Origin of the sequence: Bacillus sp. AFS002410, from assembly GCF_002556365.1 — a bacterium.
Classification (GTDB): Bacteria; Bacillota; Bacilli; order Bacillales; family Bacillaceae_G; genus Gottfriedia.
Genome location: NZ_NUEU01000003.1, coordinates 1 through 21878, shown reverse-complemented (window position 1 = coordinate 21878; position 21878 = coordinate 1). Strand labels below are relative to the sequence as shown.

The 21878-nt window shown below is 32.7% G+C and carries 21 protein-coding genes and 1 other annotated feature (1 of these 22 running past the window's edge); of the genes, 16 read left to right on the top strand and 5 right to left on the bottom strand.

The window, feature by feature from the left end; translation table 11 throughout:
- Window positions 1–167 (bottom strand) — a binding site (T-box leader) (it extends 96 nt beyond the left edge of the window).
- Between the two features lie 108 nt (window positions 168–275).
- From CN692_RS03820 to CN692_RS03800, 5 genes are all read left to right on the top strand, one after another.
- Window positions 276–932, top strand: coding sequence for a DUF6944 family repetitive protein (locus CN692_RS03820; RefSeq protein ID WP_098117808.1), 657 nt, complete (start codon window positions 276–278; stop codon window positions 930–932).
- Window positions 933–1084: 152 nt separating this feature from the next.
- Window positions 1085–1948, top strand: coding sequence for a DegV family protein (locus CN692_RS03815; RefSeq protein WP_098117807.1), 864 nt, complete (start codon window positions 1085–1087; stop codon window positions 1946–1948).
- Between the two features lie 156 nt (window positions 1949–2104).
- The gene (locus CN692_RS03810; protein ID WP_098117805.1) at window positions 2105–2353 is read left to right on the top strand and encodes a DUF3243 domain-containing protein; all 249 of its coding nucleotides are present in this window, start codon (window positions 2105–2107) and stop codon (window positions 2351–2353) included.
- 328 nt (window positions 2354–2681) lie between these two features.
- Window positions 2682–4157 carry a DHA2 family efflux MFS transporter permease subunit gene (locus CN692_RS03805; RefSeq protein WP_098117804.1) on the top strand — a complete coding sequence of 492 codons (1476 nt, stop codon included), beginning with the start codon at window positions 2682–2684 and terminating at the stop codon, window positions 4155–4157.
- Between the two features lie 318 nt (window positions 4158–4475).
- Complete coding sequence (locus CN692_RS03800; RefSeq protein WP_098117803.1) at window positions 4476–5384, top strand: SH3 domain-containing protein; 909 nt, start codon at window positions 4476–4478, stop codon at window positions 5382–5384.
- Window positions 5385–5525: 141 nt separating this feature from the next.
- Here the strand turns inward: CN692_RS03800 and CN692_RS03795 are convergent, their stop codons facing one another.
- Window positions 5526–5909, bottom strand: coding sequence for a VOC family protein (locus CN692_RS03795; protein ID WP_098117802.1), 384 nt, complete (start codon window positions 5907–5909; stop codon window positions 5526–5528).
- A 492-nt stretch (window positions 5910–6401) separates the two neighbouring features.
- On the opposite strand from CN692_RS03795, the gene CN692_RS03790 reads away from it, so the two are divergent.
- The 3 genes from CN692_RS03790 (at window position 6402) to CN692_RS03780 (ending at window position 8273) form a co-directional block, all read left to right on the top strand.
- Window positions 6402–6602 (top strand): DUF5808 domain-containing protein, encoded by a 201-nt coding sequence (locus tag CN692_RS03790; protein WP_098117800.1) that lies wholly within the window; start codon window positions 6402–6404, stop codon window positions 6600–6602.
- Window positions 6603–6797: 195 nt separating this feature from the next.
- Complete coding sequence (locus CN692_RS03785; protein WP_098117799.1) at window positions 6798–7358, top strand: GNAT family N-acetyltransferase; 561 nt, start codon at window positions 6798–6800, stop codon at window positions 7356–7358.
- Between the two features lie 3 nt (window positions 7359–7361).
- Window positions 7362–8273 carry a DMT family transporter gene (locus tag CN692_RS03780; protein WP_257143960.1) on the top strand — a complete coding sequence of 304 codons (912 nt, stop codon included), beginning with the start codon at window positions 7362–7364 and terminating at the stop codon, window positions 8271–8273.
- A 244-nt stretch (window positions 8274–8517) separates the two neighbouring features.
- Here CN692_RS03780 and CN692_RS03775 read toward each other — a convergent pair whose 3' ends face one another.
- A complete protein-coding gene (locus CN692_RS03775; protein ID WP_098117798.1) occupies window positions 8518–9144 on the bottom strand; it encodes an FMN-dependent NADH-azoreductase in 627 nt (208 codons plus the stop codon).
- A gap of 226 nt (window positions 9145–9370) precedes the next feature.
- Here CN692_RS03775 and CN692_RS03770 point away from each other — a divergent pair, with 226 nt between their 5' ends.
- On the top strand, window positions 9371–9844 hold the full coding sequence (locus CN692_RS03770) for a MarR family winged helix-turn-helix transcriptional regulator (RefSeq protein WP_098117796.1): 474 nt from the start codon (window positions 9371–9373) through the stop codon (window positions 9842–9844).
- Window positions 9845–10167: 323 nt separating this feature from the next.
- On the opposite strand, the gene CN692_RS03765 is transcribed toward CN692_RS03770, so the two are convergent.
- Entirely contained in the window at window positions 10168–10965 is a 798-nt protein-coding gene (locus tag CN692_RS03765) for an HAD family hydrolase (RefSeq protein ID WP_098117794.1), read from the bottom strand.
- A gap of 242 nt (window positions 10966–11207) precedes the next feature.
- Between CN692_RS03765 and CN692_RS03760 the strand changes: the two genes are divergently transcribed.
- From CN692_RS03760 to CN692_RS03750, 3 genes are all read left to right on the top strand, one after another.
- Window positions 11208–12215 carry a serine hydrolase domain-containing protein gene (locus CN692_RS03760; RefSeq protein ID WP_098117793.1) on the top strand — a complete coding sequence of 336 codons (1008 nt, stop codon included), beginning with the start codon at window positions 11208–11210 and terminating at the stop codon, window positions 12213–12215.
- 741 nt (window positions 12216–12956) lie between these two features.
- On the top strand, window positions 12957–13469 hold the full coding sequence (locus tag CN692_RS03755) for a MarR family winged helix-turn-helix transcriptional regulator (RefSeq protein WP_098117792.1): 513 nt from the start codon (window positions 12957–12959) through the stop codon (window positions 13467–13469).
- A gap of 27 nt (window positions 13470–13496) precedes the next feature.
- Window positions 13497–16580, top strand: coding sequence for an MMPL family transporter (locus tag CN692_RS03750; protein ID WP_098117791.1), 3084 nt, complete (start codon window positions 13497–13499; stop codon window positions 16578–16580).
- A gap of 133 nt (window positions 16581–16713) precedes the next feature.
- Here CN692_RS03750 and CN692_RS25980 read toward each other — a convergent pair whose 3' ends face one another.
- A complete protein-coding gene (locus CN692_RS25980) occupies window positions 16714–16860 on the bottom strand; it encodes a hypothetical protein (RefSeq protein ID WP_179865633.1) in 147 nt (48 codons plus the stop codon).
- Between the two features lie 558 nt (window positions 16861–17418).
- Between CN692_RS25980 and CN692_RS03745 the strand changes: the two genes are divergently transcribed.
- Window positions 17419–17868 (top strand): hypothetical protein, encoded by a 450-nt coding sequence (locus CN692_RS03745; protein ID WP_098117789.1) that lies wholly within the window; start codon window positions 17419–17421, stop codon window positions 17866–17868.
- Between the two features lie 245 nt (window positions 17869–18113).
- On the opposite strand, the gene CN692_RS03740 is transcribed toward CN692_RS03745, so the two are convergent.
- Window positions 18114–19709 (bottom strand): peptide chain release factor 3, encoded by a 1596-nt coding sequence (locus CN692_RS03740; protein WP_098117788.1) that lies wholly within the window; start codon window positions 19707–19709, stop codon window positions 18114–18116.
- 431 nt (window positions 19710–20140) lie between these two features.
- On the opposite strand from CN692_RS03740, the gene CN692_RS03735 reads away from it, so the two are divergent.
- The 3 genes from CN692_RS03735 to CN692_RS27000 form a co-directional block, all read left to right on the top strand.
- Window positions 20141–20515 (top strand): DUF3992 domain-containing protein, encoded by a 375-nt coding sequence (locus CN692_RS03735; protein WP_098117786.1) that lies wholly within the window; start codon window positions 20141–20143, stop codon window positions 20513–20515.
- 25 nt (window positions 20516–20540) lie between these two features.
- Window positions 20541–20876, top strand: coding sequence for a DUF3992 domain-containing protein (locus CN692_RS03730; protein WP_098117785.1), 336 nt, complete (start codon window positions 20541–20543; stop codon window positions 20874–20876).
- A gap of 76 nt (window positions 20877–20952) precedes the next feature.
- Window positions 20953–21878, top strand: a 926-nt coding sequence (locus CN692_RS27000; RefSeq protein ID WP_142317486.1) for a collagen-like protein, incomplete at its 3' end; no start/stop codon positions are given.

The window sequence follows — 21878 nt, the reverse complement described above, 5'->3', positions numbered from 1 at the left end:
TATCTCTATAACGGGAGATCCCGTCGTACCATCCCTAAAGAGTAATCTTTAGTTCCATACGAAGCTCCAAGTCTTTTTTTCATAAAGCATATTATTACTCCTTTTCAGCTACCGGAGTTCTCTGTAAATAATGTTAGCTTTACTACTTTGCTCTTCATGGCTTTTAAATGTCGAAATATTTATTGTTATTATATTAATTAAAACAATAATAATTGTCAATTAAAATTAAAATTGAATAAAATGATTTAAATGCAAATAAAATGGGAGGTGCCAAGATGAACGATCCGGGTGAAGATTTGGTTTTGATCGGTGGATACTTTTTAATATTTGGTACATTAACTTCTGCTGTTGGCGTTTCAAGTAAAAAAATTGTTAGTGAAGATTTCGGAAGAGACTTATTTGCAAAAGGAAATGCAATCGAAGCATTTGGCAACTCCCTGCAAGCGATAGGACGAGAAAAATTATATAAAAAGGAACAAGACCAAACAGAGTTATTAATAATGGTTGGCGCTTGGTCTCAAGCGGCAGGTAACATAACAAATACAATTGCCACAAATATAGAACGTGAAGGTTTAGAAGTAGAAGGACATAAGCTAAATACAGTTGGAAGTATTATACAAGCAATTGGTGCTCAGATTGAAACAACTGGTGCATTAGAGGAAGGTACTTTTCTAACCAATATCGAAGCTTATGGTAATGAATTAATTGGATTAGGAGCGCTAATTGATGGAGTAGGGAATGTGGCATTATTAAATGATAAAGCTATATTAGGAGACCAACTTTTACTTGTAGGAAGCTGGGTTCAAGTCTTTGGAGCAATATTAATTGTTTATGCACTGACGAATAAAAAGAGGCAAAAAGAAGAAGAAGAAAATCATTCAGAACATAGATACGGATATTATCCAAATAAAAAAATTGAATGGTATATATAAATTTTTTGTGAAGAATATGAAAAAAAGAAGGTATATTATTTTTAATAGCTAATTACTAATTATTAAAAGTAAATTAAAACATTTTGTTTTTCTGTAATAACATTATATGAGAAAATAGAATAAATTAATTTTTGAAACCGAGGTAAGAATATATGAATGTAAAAATAATAACAGATAGTGCGGCTGATTTGCCTAAAGAAATAATTGAGGAATACAATATTGATGTGATTCCTCTAAGAGTTTATTCGGAAGATGAAAAAGAATATTTTGATGGTGTAACATTAGATTCAAAAACTTTATTTAATGAAATGCGCAATGGAAAAGTATTTAAAACTTCACTTCCTTCATATGAGTATATTTATAATACGTTTATTAAATATGCAAAAGAAAATACGTCGTGTATATATATCGCTTTTTCGTCTGAACTTTCAGGTACATATCAATCAACTGTAATGGTAAAAAATGAGCTGAAGGAAGAATTTCCTGACTTTGATTTAGAGATTTATGATACAAAAGGTGCTTCGATTGGACAAGGGTTAATTGCTGTTAATGCTGCAAAACTAGCGAATAACGGTGCAACGAAAGAAGAAGTTGTTTTGAATATAAAAAATAATATTCAACATATTGAGCATATTTTCACTGTCGATGACTTACAGTATTTAGTGCGTGGAGGTCGCTTAAGTAAAGTTGCAGGATTTGTTGGGAATTTATTAAATATTAAACCGATCTTACACGTTGAAGGTGGGAAACTAATTCCACTTGAAAAAATTAGAGGTTCTAAAAAAGTGTTGAAAAGAATTCTTGAAATTATGGAATCAAGAGGAACAAATTTATCTGGTCAAATTATTGGTATATCTCATGGGGACGATTTAGATAAAGCCATCGAGGTAAAAAATGCAGTGGCCGAAGCGTTTGGATGTAAGGAATTTGTCATTAATTCAATTGGATCAGCAATTGGTGCTCATGCAGGTCCAGGTACATTGGCTATATTTTTTATGAATGAAAACAAACAATAAGATAAAATTAGAGCTAAATTTCATTATAAAGGTGAAGATAGCTCTTTTTTTAATTCATCTAAAAGTAATACCAGGATAATTTTGATACATAATTTCTTTGAAAGAAGTAAATAGTATTTATGTAATCTTCAACTTTAATTTTATGAGGTGAAAGCAATGTCAATTTTAGATAACTGGGATCAATGGAAAGATTTTTTAGGTGATCGTTTAGATGCAACGGGCGAAAAAGGTGTTGGAGAAGGCGCTATTAATGAAATGGCTTTTCGCTTAGGAAATTATTTAGCAAATGAAGTAGAGCCTAAAAATGCAGAAGAACAAATCTTAAAAGACCTTTGGAATGTTGCAGATGAACAAGAGCAACATACTATTGCGGGCTTAATGATGAAGTACGTTAAAAACAAATAACTAAATTAGTGTAATTAAAAAATAGCCTTGTGAATAAAATCATAAAGGCTATTTTTTTTGCGTTAGAAGTTTTTTCTGTTTACACAAAATCTACAAATATTAATGAAAATTAAACTTGAAATGGACTAAAACATCAAATATACTGTACTTATTGTGAATACTGTTTCTAAAGTAGAAACATTTACCATTTACATTTTGTTTAGTTTTTTGTATGATAAACATTCTGTTCAAATTGCACCGTTATTATTTTTTGATTATTGGACTACTAAATTTTTGAGCATTTTGAACAAGTTTTTCAAAATATATATAGAAGAAATGGGGATAAAATATGAATAATCAGCATGATACGGCTGAGAAGCCGTTTAGCGTAAAAACGATTATCGGTCCTATGATGGCAGTAATCGTAGGGATGATCATGGTTATTTTAGACAGTACCGTAGTAAACGTGGCATTACCAGGGATTACGGAATACTTTAAGTCTGACTTAACAAAAATGCAGTGGACGATTACCGGATATACTTTAGCATTATCAGCAGTTATTCCACTTGCAGGATGGATGTCTGATCGATTTGGTGCAAAGAGAATTTTCATTTTAACGATTCTATTTTTCACGATCGGTTCAGTACTTTGCTCAGTTGCACAAACACCAGAACAGTTAATTTTATTCCGTGTTATTCAAGGAATAGGCGGAGGAATGGTTGCTCCAATCGGTATGGCAATCATCTTTAGATTAGCTCCTCCAGAAAAAATCGGATCAATTATGGGAATGCTAGGAATTCCAATGTTACTTGCTCCGGCATTAGGTCCAGTTATTTCAGGATGGTTTGTAGAATATTCTACATGGCACTGGATTTTCTTAATTAATCTACCAATCGGTATTATTGCGATGATCATCGGATTTAAATTCTTACCGAATTTTGAAACGAAATCAGTACCATCTCTTGATGGATTAGGGATTATTATTGCTCCAATCGCTTTTTCAATGTTAGCATACGGAGTTAGCCAAAGTGCAACTAGTTGGACTTCTAAAGGAACATTAACAGGCTTAATCGTTGGTGGAGTAGCACTATTACTTTTCATCGTAGTTGAGCTTCGTCAAAAACAACCGCTACTTGAATTACGTGTATTTAAATCATCTGATTTTGTTAGAAGTATTTTAATCACATGGATCATGCAAATTGCGTTATTTGGTTCGTTCTTAATCGTTCCATTATTTTTACAAACAGTTAAGCAATATGGAGCGTTTGAAACAGGCTTAATCATGTTACCACAAGCTTTAGCATCTGCTTTAATGATGCCAATCGGTGGTAAAATGTATGATAAAGTTGGTGCTAGACCGATGGCACTAGTTGGTTTAACAATCATTACATCTGCACTTTTCATTTTCTCTAAGATTTCAGTTGATTCATCAAATGCATTCATCATGTTAACTCTTGCAATGATGGGCGCTGGAATGGGCTTATCAATGATGCCAATTAATACACATGTATTACAATCAGCACCTAGACATTTAGTAAGTCGTGTAACGCCTTTAACTGCTGCTGCACAGCAAGTTATGGTTTCATTTGCTGTAGCTGGTATGGCTGGATTCTTAACATCTAGCACAAAAGATTATATGGCAACAGCAAAGAATCCTTTAAATGCAATGATTTCAGCATTTGGTGATACATTCTTACTTGCTGCAGGGATCGCATTAGCAGGTGCATTATTAGCAATCATATTACGTAAACCGAAATTGAAAGACTCAGATGCGTCTCAAGCTGAACTTGACGAATCAAAATCTTCAATGATGGTAGGACATTAATAAATTAAAAACAGAAGCCTAGAAATAGTATGGCTTCTGTTTTTTTATTAGCTTTTTTAAATTTTATTGCCGATCATATGGGAACTTAATTTTGAAATAATCCATAATAACTTTTTAAAAATCAAAAAAATAGTATAACAGTGAGTCTAAATTAAATAATTTAGTACTAATCGGACAAATTTTAATAGTTTCTACAATTTTTATAGAAATGTTATAATACAAGTTGAATTGTAATAAAAATGTCCTTATTATGTAAAGGTTAGTTCTGTATAATAGAGGCTCATGAAGATCGATTTACTTTACAATGGAGCTGATTAAATGATTAAAAGTATTTGCAAAACAACTTTGGCGCTTTCAATTTTAACTGGAGGTTTATTCTATAGTAATATTACTCCAAATGCGATTAAAACAGTGGAAGCTGCTACAGTTAATGGTACAGTAACTGCAACTGTATTAAATGTTAGAAGTGGTCCGAGCACGAGCAATAAAATTGTTGGAACACTTAAAAAAGGTGCAAAAGTTTCAATTACGAGTACAAGTGGAACTTGGTATAAAATTACTAGCGGAAGCAAGACTGGATGGGTTTCAAGTAAATACATAAAAAAATCCGCTACAACAGTTTCGACAGCGACTGTGAACAAAATGAAAACTTTAGGTACATCAAAACAATTAATCGTTGTTTCAGCTAGCAATGAAAGTACGAGAAATGCTTTAATAGAGACTTTTGAAAAAAGTGGATCTACGTGGAAGAAGTTACATACATACACAGGTGTGATCGGTAAAAATGGCATGATTAGTAATAAACATGAAGGTGACTACGAAACACCGGAAGGAAAATATACAATAACGACAGCTTTTGGAAGAAATACAAATCCAGGAACTAAAATGACGTATCGAAAAATCACGTCCAATGATGTATGGGTCGATGATTCGAATAGTAAATTGTATAATACTTGGCAATCAGCATCAGCTAATAATGGTAGATGGAAAACTGCAGAGAAAATGAACATTTCACAATATGATTATGGATTTGTTATAAATTATAATCAAGCGAGAACGCCAGGAAAAGGAAGTGCAATATTTTTCCATATAGCAGGAACTTCAGGCTATACTGCTGGATGCACAGCTACTTCAAAAACGAATGTAGTATCAATTTTAAAATGGTTAGATCCCGCAAAAAAACCGCTTATTATTCAAACGCCATTAAATAAATTGAGTCAATATTAATATTTTTAAACTAGCTAATATTTTCGACGTAAAGAGTGTAGAGAAACCTTAATAGTTCTCTACACTCTTTTTTATTTTGGGTCTGTTATATTTAAATGTTAGTTTTATTGTTATTAAATCCTAAAAGTTAGACTTTAATTATTAAGACTGGAAAAATTCAATCCACTCTCCGTCTGGTCCATAAAAGAAGATATATTTTGATCCACTTGGTAATGTTGCGACTGACTCGTCTACAAATGTTACATGATGGTCCTTAACACGTGCGATCTCCGCTTCAATATTATCTACTGCAAATGCAAGGTGGTGAACTTTTCCTTCAGCTGGTAAATCTGGGTTATAACCAGAAATTAATTCTACAATCGGTTCCATTGAATCCTCAAATCCTAAGAACGCCAATTTAATTTTTGGATCGAAATGGTCCTGTTTTTCCAAAAACACTAACCCTACAACTCTAGTATAAAATTCAATCGATGTATCTATATCTCTTACTTGTATCCCTACATGTTCGAGTTTTTTAACAGCCATAATGCTTACCTCCTATTAATATCAATTCTTCGAAATAGTATAACATACAATATAAAAAAAACGGTGTTGGCACCATAAAAATTGAATTAGTGCCATAATCCATAATTGCGTTCTTTAGTTTTGAAAGGAATAACAATTTAATTTTACCAACTTAGTCGTAATTAGTAACTTGGGGGAATTTGCAATTTTAACGTAGAATTTCAGACAATTCTTTTTGCATTAAACAGCCATTTAAAAGAAAATCAACAATCAGCTTATATTTAATCAATTATTTTGTGAAAAACTTCAACTTGAAGATTCTGCTTTAAATTATGTTACATTAGTTTAAAAGACAAAACACGTATTAGATTTGATAAAAAAATGAAGGGAAATGTTGTGATATTATCGAAGGATGCTGGTTAATTTATTTAGTCACCAGCATTTCTCATTAAATGAATAAATAGTGAGAAGAAATTTACAAAAAAACATAAACTTTATAGGATGTGAGCGGTTTTGAGTAAGAGAAAGTGGACAACTGCTGAAATAGATGAGTATAGAAAGAAAAATGGAGCTTTCTTTTATTTTAACAAGGAAGATTCTAATTTTTTAATACCTAAAGCATTTGGAATAGGATGGACGGTTAACTGGGCGAATCCAATTTCTTGGATATTAATAATTGTAGTCATTGGGATCATTTTTTTTCGCAATCATTAAAATGAAATACTTTTATCTGATAACGGAAGACTTGATAGATTATTTAGTTGTCTTTTTTTGAGCATTAAACTTATTGTTTTAGCAAGTTGATTCAATGCACTATTAGAAATTCAAGTGAAAAAAATTATGTTTATTTTGAAATTTCAAAGTATAATAGTAAGACATTTAGTAATATGTGAATAGTTGAGGTGTAATATGAGTAGAGCAAAATTTTTTGAGATTGAAACGAGTCGGTTAAGGCTTAGAAGGTTTAAAGATGAAGACTTAAACAACTTTTATAAATATCGTTCGAATCCGGATGTGGCTATTTATCAAGGTTGGGAAAAGTATACAGTTGAGCAGGCAACTGATTTTATAGAAAAACAAAAATGTGCTGTTATGAATATTCCAGATTCATGGGTTCAAGTAGCGATTGAAAATAAAAAATCTGGTGAATTAATAGGTGACATCGGAGTACATACATTAACTGAATCAAATCAAGTTGAAATCGGCTTTACTTTAGAGCCGGAGTTTCAAAATAAGGGCTATGCTACTGAAGCATTAAAAGCACTTTTAGCTTATTTGTTCAATGAATTAAATAAAGAGCAAATAAGTGCAACAGCAATCGAACAAAATACATCTTCAATTAAATTAATAAAGAAATTAGGTTTTAAACAGGTTGGAACAATTGAAAACTCTTATTTTAAAGGGAGATATATAACTGATATCATATTTGAACTTTCAAAAAATGAATGGAATGATTTAGGAGATGAGTAATAATTGAATTTCTTTAAAGGAGCAATATATTTATCGTTAGCTGCTAGTATTTGGGGGATGACATATGTCGTCAGTAAAGTAGTATTAGATAGCATTTCTCCTTGGCTATTATTAGAAATAAGATTTTTACTAGCACTAGTAACATTAGGAATCATTAGCTTTTTTCAAAAGAGCTGGAAAATAAGTAAGAAAGATCTATTTCCAATGGCAATTATAGCATTGGTAGGCTACACCGGCTCAATTGGACTACAATTTGTTGGAACTAAACTATCTGGAGCGGCGATGGGCTCATTAATCACATCAGCTTCACCTGCATTAATATCTCTTTTTGCATTTTTTATCTTAAAAGAAAAGATTAATAGTCGTAAAATCATTTCATTATTATTAGCTACTATTGGAGTAGTTGTTGTAATTGGTTTTCCAAAAGGTGATTCAAATATAGGAGCATATTTTGGAAATCTTATTTTAGTAGGTGCAGCAATAACTTGGGCATTATATACAGTTTTAAGTAAAGTTCAGACTAATAAATATTCTTCTTTAACCGTAACAACATGGGCAACTGTTTTTGGAGTAGTTTTTACTTTACCTATTTCAATAATAGAACAATCGAAACACATGACTGATTTACCTACTAATCTATGGATTTGGCTTGGGGTAGTATTTTTAGGAACGATTTCTACAGCTGGAGCATTTTATCTATGGAATAAAGGATTTGAATATATTGACACGTCTACGGGATCTCTCTTTTTCTTTTTACAACCATTGATTGGTACGATTTTTGGCTACTTTTTATTAAATGAAGAAATTAAACCTTCTTTTTTCGTCGGAAGTATTATTATTGTTATTGCGGTTTATTTATCTATAAAAGAACCAAAACAGAAAACGACTTTTCAATATGACTCTAAAAAAGCATGAAACTTAAGATTGATTTTTGTATGATACAAAATCCAAAGATTTGATGGTTGTGGTGGCCGTAGAAAATGTAATAGAATGAGGAGATTAAAGGGTTTCAGTGAAAAAAATTCAGTGTCTTTATTTACTAGTATCATAAGTTCAAATAATTTTGGCGATGCATATAAAAGGCATCGCTTTTTTGTAGAAACAAAAACCCTAGACTAGGTCCAGGGTTCCAAAGTAATAACGAAATATATCTTGTTAATTAAAACTTACTTGCTACGTTAACCGCCGTTTCAAGTCCCGCAGCAATAAGTTCTTCTGCTTTATCTGGGAATTGATTGTGTCCTTCAATCACTATTTTCTCGATGTTTTTTGCACCAAAGAAACTCATCATAGATTCTACATATTTAACGGCCATTTCTACTTCAGCTTTTGGGCCTTCAGAATATACACCGCCACTTGCGTTTAATAATACAATTTTCTTATCTCCAATAAGACCTACTGGACCTTCTGATGTATATTTAAATGTTTTGCCCGCTCGGTTTAAGTAATCAATATATGTGTGTAGTACAGCTGGGATTGTTAAATTCCATAAAGGGAAACCAAATACAACTTTATCAGCTGCAAGGAATTGATCTAAATATTTATCAGAAATGGCTACTGCTTCTGCTTCCTTTTCTGTTAAATCAAGACCCCTACTAGCCTTAAAAGTACCGTTAATCATATCTACTCCTACATAAGGCAATTCTTCGTTATATAAATCAAGGTTTACAACTGTATCGTTTGGATGTGATTCTTTATAACTCGTTAAAAAAGCCTCATGTAATTTAACACTCACTGATTGGTCTGCTGGTCGATTGTTTGCTTTTATAAATAAAACTGTTGTCATTCTGTTCTCCTCCTGCTAGTTATTCTTATAATATTCTTTATTTACTAATTAAAAATGGGTATCTCATTTCCTTATAATATTAGGGAATTTAATCAACTTGGTTGACTATATTATGCATGGTAAAACGGAACTTAAATAAAGTCAACTTGATTGACTATATAATAAATAGTACAATGTGTATAAAATAAAGTCAACTAGGTTGACTTTTCTAGAGAGGGTTATCTATATGAATCACCAAGAAAATAGTGAAATGGATCTTACAACACTTTTGTCAATGTCATTTAGTACATTGGTTAATGAACTAAATGACAGAATGAGTGAATTAGGATTTGGAGATATTCGATCTGCACATGGTTTTTTGTTTAAACGTATTATTCCTGATGGAGCAACAGGTATAGAACTAGCCGATTATTTAGGAATTACAAAGCAAGCAGTGAGTAAAATGGTGGATTTTCTGGAGAAAAGTGGTTATGTAATACGCCAAAATCATCCCTTTGATAAGAGAGGGAAAATTATTGTTTTGACCGAACGCGGTTGGTCAGCAATGAAAGCAAAAGATGAAATACTAACTGAAATTGAGCAACGTTGGATGGAAAACATAGGTTCTAAACGAATGCAAATACTCAAAGAAGATTTAACAAAATTAATTTATGAAGCAAATGGAGGTAAATTACCAGCGAGATTAAGACCTGTCTGGTAATTATTAAGCATAAAAAAACATTCTTATTGTATGAAAGTAGTCTGATGATCAAAATACGAATGAATAGTAGGGGAACAAACTATTGCTCCAAGTGGATGAAGATCAAGGAATGAGATAGAATACGAAATCAATCAAGAGTGTAATTTAAATTACTCAGAGTTTATGGTCAATTAATATATGAGTTTATTGCTTAACAGAAACATGTAAATAAAATGTGATAAAAATTATTTTTATAAGTAAGGATTATGCGAATATGCCAATAAGGCCCAGAGTTTATTCTGAGCCTTTGTTTTAATTGAGGAATTAGAATTTACTCCTACTTACTAAATCGCAAATGTTTCTTTTGATGTAAGCAGATAACGTTCTAAAAATTCAGCTAATCCATCATTTTCATGATGTCCAGTTACAAAGTCAGCAACTGCTTTAACTTCTTCTCTAGCGTTCCCCATAGCGACACCGGTACCAACGTGACGAAGCATTTCAATATCATTTGGTCCGTCTCCGATTGCTACGACTTCAGTTGGATTAATTTGATATGCATGAAGTAAGTTTTTGATTGCGGACCATTTTGATACATTTGGAGCTACCATTTCAAAACCGTCGTTCCAATCGATGACTTCAGCTTCTTTTTTAAATAAAGAAGATAGTTCAGTATTTTGTACACCTGTTCGAACACTGTATTTAAGAACATCACTATAATTAACTTGTCTTAAATCACCAGTGTATCTTGGTGGAATTTGCCCAATTTTTGTCCAATAATCAATTTCTTCATTTATTTCCTTACAGTAAAGTCCATTAGCTGTATGGATAATAACATTACAAGGGTTTTCAGCAGTCAGATGATGGAGTAATTCTTCATCCACGTTGACTGTATTCTTTTGAAGCATTCTTCCTGTCTCTCCATCATGAATGGCCGCACCGTTCAAACAGATCATCGGAGTTTTTAATCCAATTTCTTTATGATAAGGAGCGGTTACCTCATAATGTCGACCAGTTGCTAGAAAAACCATAATTCCCTGATCAATGAGTTTATTAATAGCTTCCATATTTCGGCGAGAAATGTTGTTTGAGACTGTTAGCAGGGTCCCATCCATATCAATAAAAACTGCACGTACATTCATTTATTCTGCCCCCTCATTTGAAGTTAAACCAATCATATCATCTGAATATTAAAACCTAGTAAACTTTGTGTATAGATTTATTGAAGTTTATTTTGCTGGTAAAAAAGATGGAGTTTATATCAATAATCAATGTCACATTGGGAAATTAGATGATTATCAGTGAATAAAATGTAATTTACAAGGGACTCTTAATTATTTGTTGAATTTATAGATAAAAAAAGAAATATAGGTGGATAAAGTAAATGAGTAATCGATTTAAAGAAATAATAAACTGGGTAGAGGATATAAAAGTTCGAAATCAAAGTTCTGCTTCAGCTTTACTAATCATGAAAGATAATAAGATTGTACTAGAAAATTATAATGGTTTTCATTGTAATTCTCCTATTTCTATACCAGTAACCCGTACTTCAAAGTTCAATGTTGCCTCTTCAAGAAAAAGCTATTTAGGATTAGCAGTTGCATTTGCATTATATGAAGGGAAAATTAAAAGCCTTGATGATTATGCAATTGATTATTTTGATGAACTAGATGAAGGTTTACTTGGAAAAACAACTATAAGACATTTAGTTACACATTCCCATGGTTTGAATGAGACAGATAACGGAAGCGTTTATAGAGAATTTGAACCAGGGCGAGGATGGGCATATCGCGGTATTAACATATTAATGATGACAAATCTCATGAAAAATCTGTATAACAAAAGCTTTCCAGAACTCCTAAAAGAAAGGGTCTTGATACCATTAGGATTACAAGAAACTAGTTGGGAAACGAAAGAAAATGAACGTTTAGTGAAAGTAATTGATAATCCGGACAAAGAAGCATCATTTAAATTGGGATATTCAAGTGATGGTTCTGAGTCTAACTTACATGTCACTACAAGAGAATTTGCATATTGGGGTAATCTTCATTTGAATAAAGGAAATATCAATGGAAAACAGATTCTCCCGAAGGAAGTTATTGAAATAGCAACTCAAGTTCAAAATTTTAACAATAAGAATATAGATTTACCACAAAATGGATTGTTTTGGTATGTTCAAGATTTTCCGAGAATAAATAGTGAAATTGGTGATCGAGTACCACGAGGTTCATACCAAATATTAGGGATAACAGGTCCAACTATTCTCGTAATCCCTAAATATAATGTTGTTGTTGCTAAAATGTATAACAAAAGATATAACTATGGTGGAAATAATTATCTCCATTATTTAAGGGAATTCAGTAATCTGGTTGCAGATGCATTTATGGGATAGACTTCGTTCGTCAAAAGCAGTCTAGCTAAATAAAAATTGAAAATCTTTAAAAAAGGTGAAATTCCCCCAAATTACAAATACTAGTTATGTGGGTATAATTTTTAGTAAGACAATTAAAAAAGGTGTGAGAATGTGACTCTATCTAATTTTCTAAATAATAATTTTATGCATTTGTTTCTTGTTTTTGTTATTTTGTACTCAACCCGGCAATTATTTGAGAAGATATATAAGGGCAACGGTTACAAGATTTCCATCGCGATCACTAGAGATAGTTTAATTACCACAATTGTTGGGTGGTTACTCATTTCGTTATATAAAATCATTAAAAGGCACTTTGTAATAGATTATTTTAAGTTCAGTCCTTCAATTCCATATCTCGACATGATACCAAATGAGTATAAAAATTGGTTTAGTGGCTAATTTTTTTTTATTGGATGTTGTGCTTTCTCAATTATGTGTTGGAGACAATTTAAAAATCAAAAAAAGAATGATTCGAGTTTAAGAGAATAACGCTAGCGAACGTTACATAATTTAGGATAATTGCAAATTTGGAAAAGGATGTCTAATTAGGCATCCTTATTTTTTATCTTAAAAGTGAACATTTAGGATTAAAAGAACAATATTTTTCATGAATCTTCTATTATATAAATTGACAATTTGGACTCTGACTTTTAATATAAATCTTATGCGATACATCGTATAAGATGTATTTTTTGGGAAGTATTTAAAAGGAGGGATTAAATGGTAGAAAGAGCCGAATTTATTCGTGAATCGATAGATTTTTTACAACGATTTTTAATGAAAAGTCTACAGAAACATTCAGAAGAGCATGGTGTTACAATTCCGCAAGCAAGAGTAATTGGGGAAGTTTATGCTCATAAAACAATGAGTATAAAACAGCTTTCTAAAAATTTAAAAATGACACAAAGTACGGTTTCGGATATTGTTGAACGGTTAACGACAAAGGGACTATTATTAAAAACACCAAATCCAAACGATAAACGATCTGTTGAAATCTCCTTACCTGAGGGTATTGCAGATGAAATTAATGGCAGTATTTCAGAAATTGCAAACAAGTCAATAAATAGTGCATTAGGTCTTTTGGAGACGAGTGATCAGGAAATTGTAGAACAGGGATTAAAATTATTAGTTACAGCTGTTAAGAAAAAGATGGAATCAGATGGAATGGATAATTATGAATTCTTTGATGTGTTGTATTTTCTTGATGAGGAAAAAGGAAAAAAAGATCGTTAAGTTAAAAAGAGATTGGGCGGGGATTAAATGCGAAAAATAATAAAAGGTCGCTGGATCATTTTTTCAATCTGGTTAATTGCGACTGTAGTACTGACTGTCATTCAGCCTGACATTAATGCAATACTACGGAATAAAGGGCAAGAAGGGGCAAATAGTAATTCTCCTTCCGTTATGGCAGATAATATCCTTAAAAAAATGGATACAACAAAAGGGACGAATAACTTAATTGTTTTTTATGATAAAAACAAGATTTCCAATGATGAAATGGAAAAAATCGGCGATGCTGTTAAAGCAGTACGCGATAGTAGTAAAGAACTAAGAATATCGGAAATTATTGATCCATTTAGTATTCCGAATGCAAAAAGTTCATTAATTTCAAAAGACGGTAAAACGTTAATGGTGAGTTATAAACTTGATAAAAACGGAAGAGAAATAGATGATATCCAAAAACAACTAGATCAAAAGCTAAGTAATGTTCCGGTTAAATATTATCTTAGCGGTGAAGACTTTATCAATAATGATTATTTAAAAGCTTCACAATCAGGTGTAGAAAAAAGTGCTGCACTTACAGTTATATTTATTTTAGTTGTATTAATTATTGCGTTTAGATCAATTGTTACACCGTTTGTATCATTAATAGCAGTTGCATTTTCTTATCTTTGCTCAATGGGGATTGCAGCTCAATTAATTGATAAAGCTGGATTTCCAATCACTAGTCTTACTCAAATGCTATTAATACTAATTCTTTTTGGTGTTGGTACGGATTATAATATCCTTCTTTTTAATCGTTTTAGAGAAGAGCTTTCACTAGGTAATTCAGTTGATGATTCAATTGTAAACACATATAAAACAGCAGGTAAAACGATCGCATATAGTATTCTTACTGTATTTATCGCGTTCCTTGCACTTGTTTTTGCTGAATCTCCAATTTATAAATCAGGTGTTGTAGTTGTAATTGGTGTATGTATATTATTACTAGAAATTTTAACTTTAACACCCTTTATCATGAAGGTTTTAGGAAAAAAACTTTTCTGGCCTTCTAAAAATGTTGGCGGACATAAGGAAAACAAGTTTTTTGGAAATTCGTCTGCGTTTGCTATTAAGAAACCGATTATAACGGTTTTTGTTATTTTACTGATATTATCTCCTATGGTTTATTTTCATAAAGAAAAACTAAACTTTGATACCATTGGAGAACTTGGAAATAAATATCCTTCATCAAAAGGTTTCAATATAGTAGCAGATCATTTTGGTAAAGGTCAGGCAATGCCTGCTACAGTTGTCATTGAGAATAACAAAGCACTTGATAACAATCAATCACTTGCAGTAATTGATAATGTTACTGAGAGGCTTAAAACTATAAAAGGAGTTAAGCAAGTTTCTTCCGTAACACAACCAGAAGGTAAGCAAATAGATAGTTTTTATGTTGATAGCCAAATGGGAAGTGTTACAGATGGAATTTCGAAAACACAAGATGGTGTGAACGAAATACATGATGGATTAAGCTTAGCTCAAGATAAACTTGGATCAGCAGATTTTTCAAAAGTTAATCAGATGGTAGATGGTACTACTGAACTACAAAATGGTGTAACAGCTTTAAGTAGCGGTATTAAACAAATACAAGCAGGGATCGACGATGGTTCAAGTAAATCACAAACGATCAGCAATGGTTTAGCGACAATCGATACGAATCTATTAAAAATGAGTAATGGTATTTCACTATTAGCAAGTAATTACGAAAAAATGCAGGCAGGTTATAAAGAAATTGGATCTCATTATCAAGAAGTAGCTCAAGCGCTACTTGGTATGAAAGGTGCACTTTCACAAATGCAATCAATGGTAACTGCATTAGGAACTAGTTACGCTAATTCAAATAGTGACAGTAATTATCAAGCATTGAAGCAAACACTTGATCAAACAATTGCAGCTTTAAATCAAATCACACCAGAAGGGATAAAAGCATTAAATACTAACTACAATGCTGTCACTTCAGGCTTTGCTACTGCAAACAAAAATCTTTCTAGTATGAGCACTGGTTTAGCTCAAATGTCTAATGGATTAAAAAGAATTGAAAGTGGCTTAGGTGATGCTTCATCAGGTTTAGGAAAAATTGTAACAAATATGAATAAAGTATCAGATGGACTTGGTCAAATGAAATCTGGTCAGCAGCAACTTGTAGCTGGCATTAATGGTTTTAGTACTTTTGGACAAAAACTGTCTGATGTAAACGGTGGCTTACAAAAAATTTCTGATGGATTAGGGAAAACAAACGATTTCTTAACACAATTTAACTCAAATAAAACGTTCTTTATTCCAAAAGAAGCATTGACTGATAAGAACTTTAAGCAATCACTTGATATGTTTATGTCAAAAGATAGAACAATCACAAAGCTTACTGTCGTTTTAAAAGACGACCCATACTCTAAAAAAGCTTTGAATACAATTACGAAAATAGATACAGCTGTTTCAACTGGACTAAAGGGCACAGAGCTTTCTCATGCTAAGTCAGGAGTTGCAGGACCAAGTGCAACTACAAACGATATGAACAATATTTTAAGTAGTGATCTAAATAAAACAACAACAATTGTAATTATTGGCGTATTACTTGTATTGTTCTTAGTAATAAAATCATTCTGGACACCAGTATTTATTACAGCATCACTTTTAGGTGCATACTATACTGCAATGTTTATGATTAATTATATTTTCATAAACTTACTAGGCTATGAAGGAATATCTTCATTTGTCCCATTCTTCTCGTTCATCATTATCGTTGCTTTAGGAGTAGACTACAGCATATTCTTAATGATGAGATTTAAAGAGTATGGTGATATGCCTGCAAAAGAAGCGATCGTATTAGCGTCTAAGCATACAGGTGGGGTAATTATATCAGCAGTAATCATACTTGGTGGTACATTTGCAACACTTATGCCTTCTGGGATTTTATTATTGTTTGAACTAGCTATAGCGGTAATAACAGGTCTAGTAGTACTTTGCTTTATTTTACTACCAATCTTCCTACCGGCTATGATCGCCTTACCAGAAGCATTAGCTAATTTATTTTCAAGCAAAAAAAATGATAAAATCAGTTCAGAAAAACATGTAATCTAATAAAACTTTTAAGATTATTTAGGAGAAAGTCGACTTACTAATTTTAGTAGAGTCGGCTTTTTTGAGTTTTTAAACACCTATAAATTTTTTTCAACAATATAAAAAAGTGGATGTAAAAACATTCGCTTTTTGATTAATCAACTTGTTTTTCATTATTCTCATCAAGAGCTTCAACCAATTCTAATTCCTCATGACGTTCATTAAAACGATTAAAAGTAAAGTCATTTGCAAATAGGAATAGAGGGCATTCGAAACGGTCATATACTAACATGTTACACATATATCGACCCATTAAACACAGTGGGGACTAGGGGTGAGAGGGAGAATACAAGATTATATCAAGATGTCTGGACACTAAATGGGAGGGTTAATTATGGAAAAGTATATTGAAGTCTGGATAGTTGATAGGTATCGATTCTTAGTGAAACTACTCTACAAGGATTCGATGAAGTCTGCTGAAATGGAAAATAGTTCAAAAAAGAAGGATGTATAAAAAAGTTTTATCTTTAACTATGGGAAAAAATAGTTGAGTTATTTATTCTGCAGGGATGATAGTAAAGGAGCAGAGCTGGCTCATCTTATCGTAGTCTGTGTATTTTATAAATAAATAGTCTAAAATTAAAAACACCTGTCAGTAAGACAGGTGTTGAGTGTACATAGGTAGGTCGTAGAGGTATACTAGAGATTGGTTGTAATAAGCAAGACCTACATTATAGAGTATTTGTTTTAGAGTATAAAATATTCATTTGATTTAAGGTGAGGTTTCATGTTTATTTCTAAGCAATAGCGATTGCCCATTCATTATTAAGAAACGATATGTTAAAAGGAGTTATTCCAATTGAAAAAATTAATTGTGTCAATTTCAGCAATAGCAATGTTAACTGGTCTAGCTGGTTGTCAGAGTGTAAATGATAATAAAGGCAAAGTAACTGCGGAAACTAAGGAAAAAATTCATCAAAATTATAGTGAAATGGATAAAGCCATGCAGGATATTAAAATTTCCATACTAAAATTAATGGTAAAAGAATCAAACAATGAGGAAATAACACCAGACGACTATACCAAATTATTAGACAAAGAAAACAAAGCTTCAAGTCACTATCTTGAACTAGCTAACAGTGTAAAAGGTATGAAACAAGAAAAGTATGTGAGTGAATGGAATGATAACTTTATATTAATGACTGACGCTACGGGTAAAAATAATATAAAAGATGTATCAACGTACTTTGATAAAATGAATAAGAATTTAATTGATTTAGGCATTAAAACAGGAGAAATTAAAGAATAAATGAAAAAGAGAAACCGCATCTTATGGGTTTCTTTTTTTTAATATGGCTCTGTTAAACTAAAATATTGATTTTTGCGTACTAAAAAGACTGTTTGGTGAAATCAATTTTTTTAATGCTAATTCAACTAATGCAATGCGGTAGTTACATAACGATTTTATAAAGTGAAAAGGAAGTATGAAATAATTATAGAAAAAAGACAGAGGAATTATCCCCTGTCTCCCTGTATTTTAACCCTCAAATAACATTAATCAACTTGTATCTCATTATTAACATCAAGAGCTTCAACTAATTCTAATTCCTCATGACGTTCTTTAAAGCGGTTGAAAGTAAATTCATTTGCAAATAAGAATAGAGGACGTTCGAAACGGTCGTATACTAGCATGTTTCGCATATCTTGGTATTTCTTTAGACCTTTTACATCATCAGTTTTAACCCAACGAGCAATATTATAGTCTACATGGTCTTTACGGATATCAGAACCATATTCATTTTTTAAACGGTACTCGAAAACTTCAAATTGAAGCTGTCCAACTGCACCTAAAATAACTTCATTAAATTCATTTTTATAAACTTGAATCGCACCTTCTTGGGCTAATTGCTCAACGCCTTTATGGAAGTGCTTAGATTTTAATGAGTTAACTGGGCTAACACGTAAGAAAAGCTCAGGTGGGAAAGTTGGTAATGGTTCAAAGAATAATTTTTGTTTACCTGATGTAATTGTATCTCCAATTTGGTAAGTACCAGAATCATAAATACCGATTACATCACCAGCATATGCACGGTCGATTGTTTCTCGATCATTTGCCATTAATTGTGTTGATTGACTTAATTTAATTTGTTTTCCTGTACGAGAAAGCGTTACGTTCATACCTCGTTCAAATACACCTGAACAAATTCGTAAAAATGCAATACGGTCACGATGCGCTGGATTCATATTAGCTTGAATCTTGAAAATAAATCCACTAAATACTTCATCAGTCGGATTTACTTCACCGTTTACAGTTTTACGTGGTCCTGGAGATGGTGACATATCTAAGAAGTGATTTAAAAATGGTGTAACTCCAAAATCAACTAATGCTGTTCCAAAGAACACAGGAGTCAATTCACCAGCTTGAACCAAATCTAAATTAAATTCATTACCAGCACCTTCTAATAAATCAACTTCATCACGTAAATTTTCTAAATTGGATTGCTCTAAACGAGCTTCTAATTCCGGACCATGAACGCCTTCTGAACCTAGTTTAATGACTTCGTCTTTACGGAAAAGATGAACTTCGTTTTCTAGACGATCATATACTCCTTCAAATTGCATACCACTACCAATTGGCCAAGTAACTGCTACAGAAGGCATACCTAGAACTTCTTCTAATTCTTCCATTAATTCTAAAGGGTCTTTAGCTTGGCGATCTAATTTATTCATAAAAGTAAAAATAGGAATACCACGCATACGACAAACTTGGAAAAGCTTTTTAGTCTGTGCTTCAATACCTTTTGCAGCGTCAATTACCATTACCGCAGAGTCAACAGAAGTTAGTACACGATATGTATCTTCACCAAAATCATTGTGACCAGGAGTATCCATAATTGATACCATTTTTTCATCGTATTCAAACTGCATAACTGAAGATGTTACAGAAATTCCACGTTGCTTTTCGATTTCCATCCAGTCAGACTTTGCATATTTTGAATTTTTTTGAGCTTTTACAGTTCCAGCTTCACGAATTGCTCCACCGTGAAGTAGTAATTTTTCAGTTAAAGTTGTTTTACCTGCATCCGGGTGAGAAATAATTCCGAAAATACGGCGCTTAGCAACTTCATTCATTAATTCTTTATTTGCCATCTATTATAAAGTCCTTTCTAAATCAAAGATCATAATAAAATTTTTACATCCTATCTATTATACTAGAATTCACCGTTTGATGAAACAATTTGTATGTAAGTTATAGTTAAAGTATATCCAATTATATAATTAGAATTTTGTTTTTTAGTATAAATTCCGTCATTTTTTATTAAGGTATGAATTTTTTTAGTAAAACTTTGTTTTAGATCCATCTCAATAATGACCTCATAGGGGAAACCAGTTCTAAATGGGCGAAGTAATATAAGGCTATCGATGAGTTGATAGATCAATAAATATAAAAAAGGAATCTATCACTTAATTTAAAGTGGTAGATTCTTTTTTTGATGACAAATGTACAAGCAGGTTAATATCTTTCTGATTAATATATGTAGATAATGTTTTTTTAATAAAGAGTGAGGAGTTAAATATATATGTCATCATGTAATTGTTCAACAACAACTTTAAGTTGCTGTCCAGAAAAGATTTTTGTACAAGACCAAGTATGTACTCCATGGCAAGCAGTTGGAGACGCTACGGCAGTTACCATTCCTTTATTTCAAAATAATATTAATCAAAATATTATTGGAACTGGGTTTGTTAAGTATGAGGTTGGCTCAGCTACGCTACCAATACAAATTGTTTTTTTAAATTCTGCAGGGGGCACGATTAATACTGAAACTGTAACATTAGGTTCAAGCTTAGCGTTTACAATAAGAAGATTCGATGTAATACAAGCCATTATACCTATTGGAGCAGATATTCTGTTTCAAGGTGAATTTTGTATAACGACACGTTATTCAGTTTAAATGAAGAAAATGAGGGGATAAGCAAATGTGTAACGGTTTAAGTTGTTGTTCAACTAAAAATATATTTCAAGATAAAGTATGTACTACCTGGCAAGTTAATACACCAGGGGTAATTACGATTTATACAAATAACATAGCTTCAATCGTATCAGCAACTGGTTATGTTAAAAATGATACTGGAACAGACATTATCGTTGTGAATTTTTTAAGAGGAGGAACAGTAATTGACACTCTAAATGTTCCTCCGCAAAGCAGCGTCGGATTTTCAGAAAAATTATTTGATGAAATTCAAGTCGATACTACTGGATTACCTGGCTCTGTTGAAGGAGAGTTTTGTATTACTGTTAGATATTCAATGTAATATTTCATTTTATCTAAATAGTATTATTCATGACTTTTTGAATGAACGATACTATGTAATGAAATGAGGAAAAATCATGTTTTTTAATGTGAATAATAAAGTAGAAAATGGAATTTTATATTCGTATTTAAATGGAATAAACTCTAATTCGAATAGATGTAGTTGCTGTAATAGTTTTTCTTGTAATGGTTTATCCTGTAATGGGATTAAAAAAACTGGTCCCACAGGTCCCACTGGCGTAACGGGTGTAACAGGAATAACTGGCCCAACTGGTTCTACTGGAGTGACTGGAGCAACCGGTTCGGCGGGAATAACGGGCCCGACTGGAGCAACCGGTCCAACAGGGATAAGCGGCTCGACAGGAATAACCGGTCCTACGGGAGTAACAGGTTCAACTGGAATAACAGGTGAAACAGGGGTAACAGGATCGACAGGAGTAACAGGTTCGACGGGAGTAACTGGCTCGACCGGAGTAACAGGTTCAACAGGGGAAACTGGTTCGACGGGAATAACTGGCACAACGGGAGCAACCGGTCCAACTGGAATAACTGGCTCGACTGGGGTAACAGGTCCGACGGGAGAAATTGGCCCGACGGGAATAACGGGCTCGACAGGAATAACAGGTTCGACGGGAGTAACCGGCCCGACAGGGGTAACTGGTTCGACAGGAATAACAGGTTCGACGGGAGTAACAGGTTCAACAGGAGAAACTGGTTCGACGGGAATAACTGGCACAACGGGAGCAACTGGTCCAACTGGAATAACGGGCTCGACGGGAATAACCGGTTCGACGGGAATAACGGGCACGACAGGAATAACTGGCCCGACGGGAATAACGGGCACGACAGGAGTAACTGGTTCGACAGGAATAACTGGTCTAACTGGAGCAACAGGCTCGACGGGAATAACCGGTCCAATAGGAGCAACAGGCTCGACGGGAATAACTGGCCCAACCGGAGGAACGGGTTCAACTGGAATAACAGGCTCGACCGGAGTAACAGG

Excerpts from the sequence above, each read along its gene's own strand:
- CN692_RS03740 (WP_098117788.1), bottom strand. The coding sequence starts at position 19,709 with ATGGCAAATAAAGAATTAATGAATGAAGTTGCTAAGCGCCGTATTTTC.
- CN692_RS03795 (WP_098117802.1), bottom strand. The coding sequence starts at position 5,909 with ATGGCTGTTAAAAAACTCGAACATGTAGGGATACAAGTAAGAGATATA.
- CN692_RS03765 (WP_098117794.1), bottom strand. The coding sequence starts at position 10,965 with ATGAATGTACGTGCAGTTTTTATTGATATGGATGGGACCCTGCTAACA.
- CN692_RS25980 (WP_179865633.1), bottom strand. The coding sequence starts at position 16,860 with ATGTGTAACATGTTAGTATATGACCGTTTCGAATGCCCTCTATTCCTA.
- CN692_RS03815 (WP_098117807.1), top strand. The coding sequence starts at position 1,085 with ATGAATGTAAAAATAATAACAGATAGTGCGGCTGATTTGCCTAAAGAA.
- CN692_RS03730 (WP_098117785.1), top strand. The coding sequence starts at position 20,541 with ATGTGTAACGGTTTAAGTTGTTGTTCAACTAAAAATATATTTCAAGAT.
- CN692_RS03785 (WP_098117799.1), top strand. The coding sequence starts at position 6,798 with ATGAGTAGAGCAAAATTTTTTGAGATTGAAACGAGTCGGTTAAGGCTT.
- CN692_RS03810 (WP_098117805.1), top strand. The coding sequence starts at position 2,105 with ATGTCAATTTTAGATAACTGGGATCAATGGAAAGATTTTTTAGGTGAT.
- CN692_RS03760 (WP_098117793.1), top strand. The coding sequence starts at position 11,208 with ATGAGTAATCGATTTAAAGAAATAATAAACTGGGTAGAGGATATAAAA.
- CN692_RS03800 (WP_098117803.1), top strand. The coding sequence starts at position 4,476 with ATGATTAAAAGTATTTGCAAAACAACTTTGGCGCTTTCAATTTTAACT.
- CN692_RS03775 (WP_098117798.1), bottom strand. The coding sequence starts at position 9,144 with ATGACAACAGTTTTATTTATAAAAGCAAACAATCGACCAGCAGACCAA.
- CN692_RS03755 (WP_098117792.1), top strand. The coding sequence starts at position 12,957 with ATGGTAGAAAGAGCCGAATTTATTCGTGAATCGATAGATTTTTTACAA.
- CN692_RS03805 (WP_098117804.1), top strand. The coding sequence starts at position 2,682 with ATGAATAATCAGCATGATACGGCTGAGAAGCCGTTTAGCGTAAAAACG.
- CN692_RS03750 (WP_098117791.1), top strand. The coding sequence starts at position 13,497 with ATGCGAAAAATAATAAAAGGTCGCTGGATCATTTTTTCAATCTGGTTA.
- CN692_RS03770 (WP_098117796.1), top strand. The coding sequence starts at position 9,371 with ATGAATCACCAAGAAAATAGTGAAATGGATCTTACAACACTTTTGTCA.
- CN692_RS03735 (WP_098117786.1), top strand. The coding sequence starts at position 20,141 with ATGTCATCATGTAATTGTTCAACAACAACTTTAAGTTGCTGTCCAGAA.
- CN692_RS03820 (WP_098117808.1), top strand. The coding sequence starts at position 276 with ATGAACGATCCGGGTGAAGATTTGGTTTTGATCGGTGGATACTTTTTA.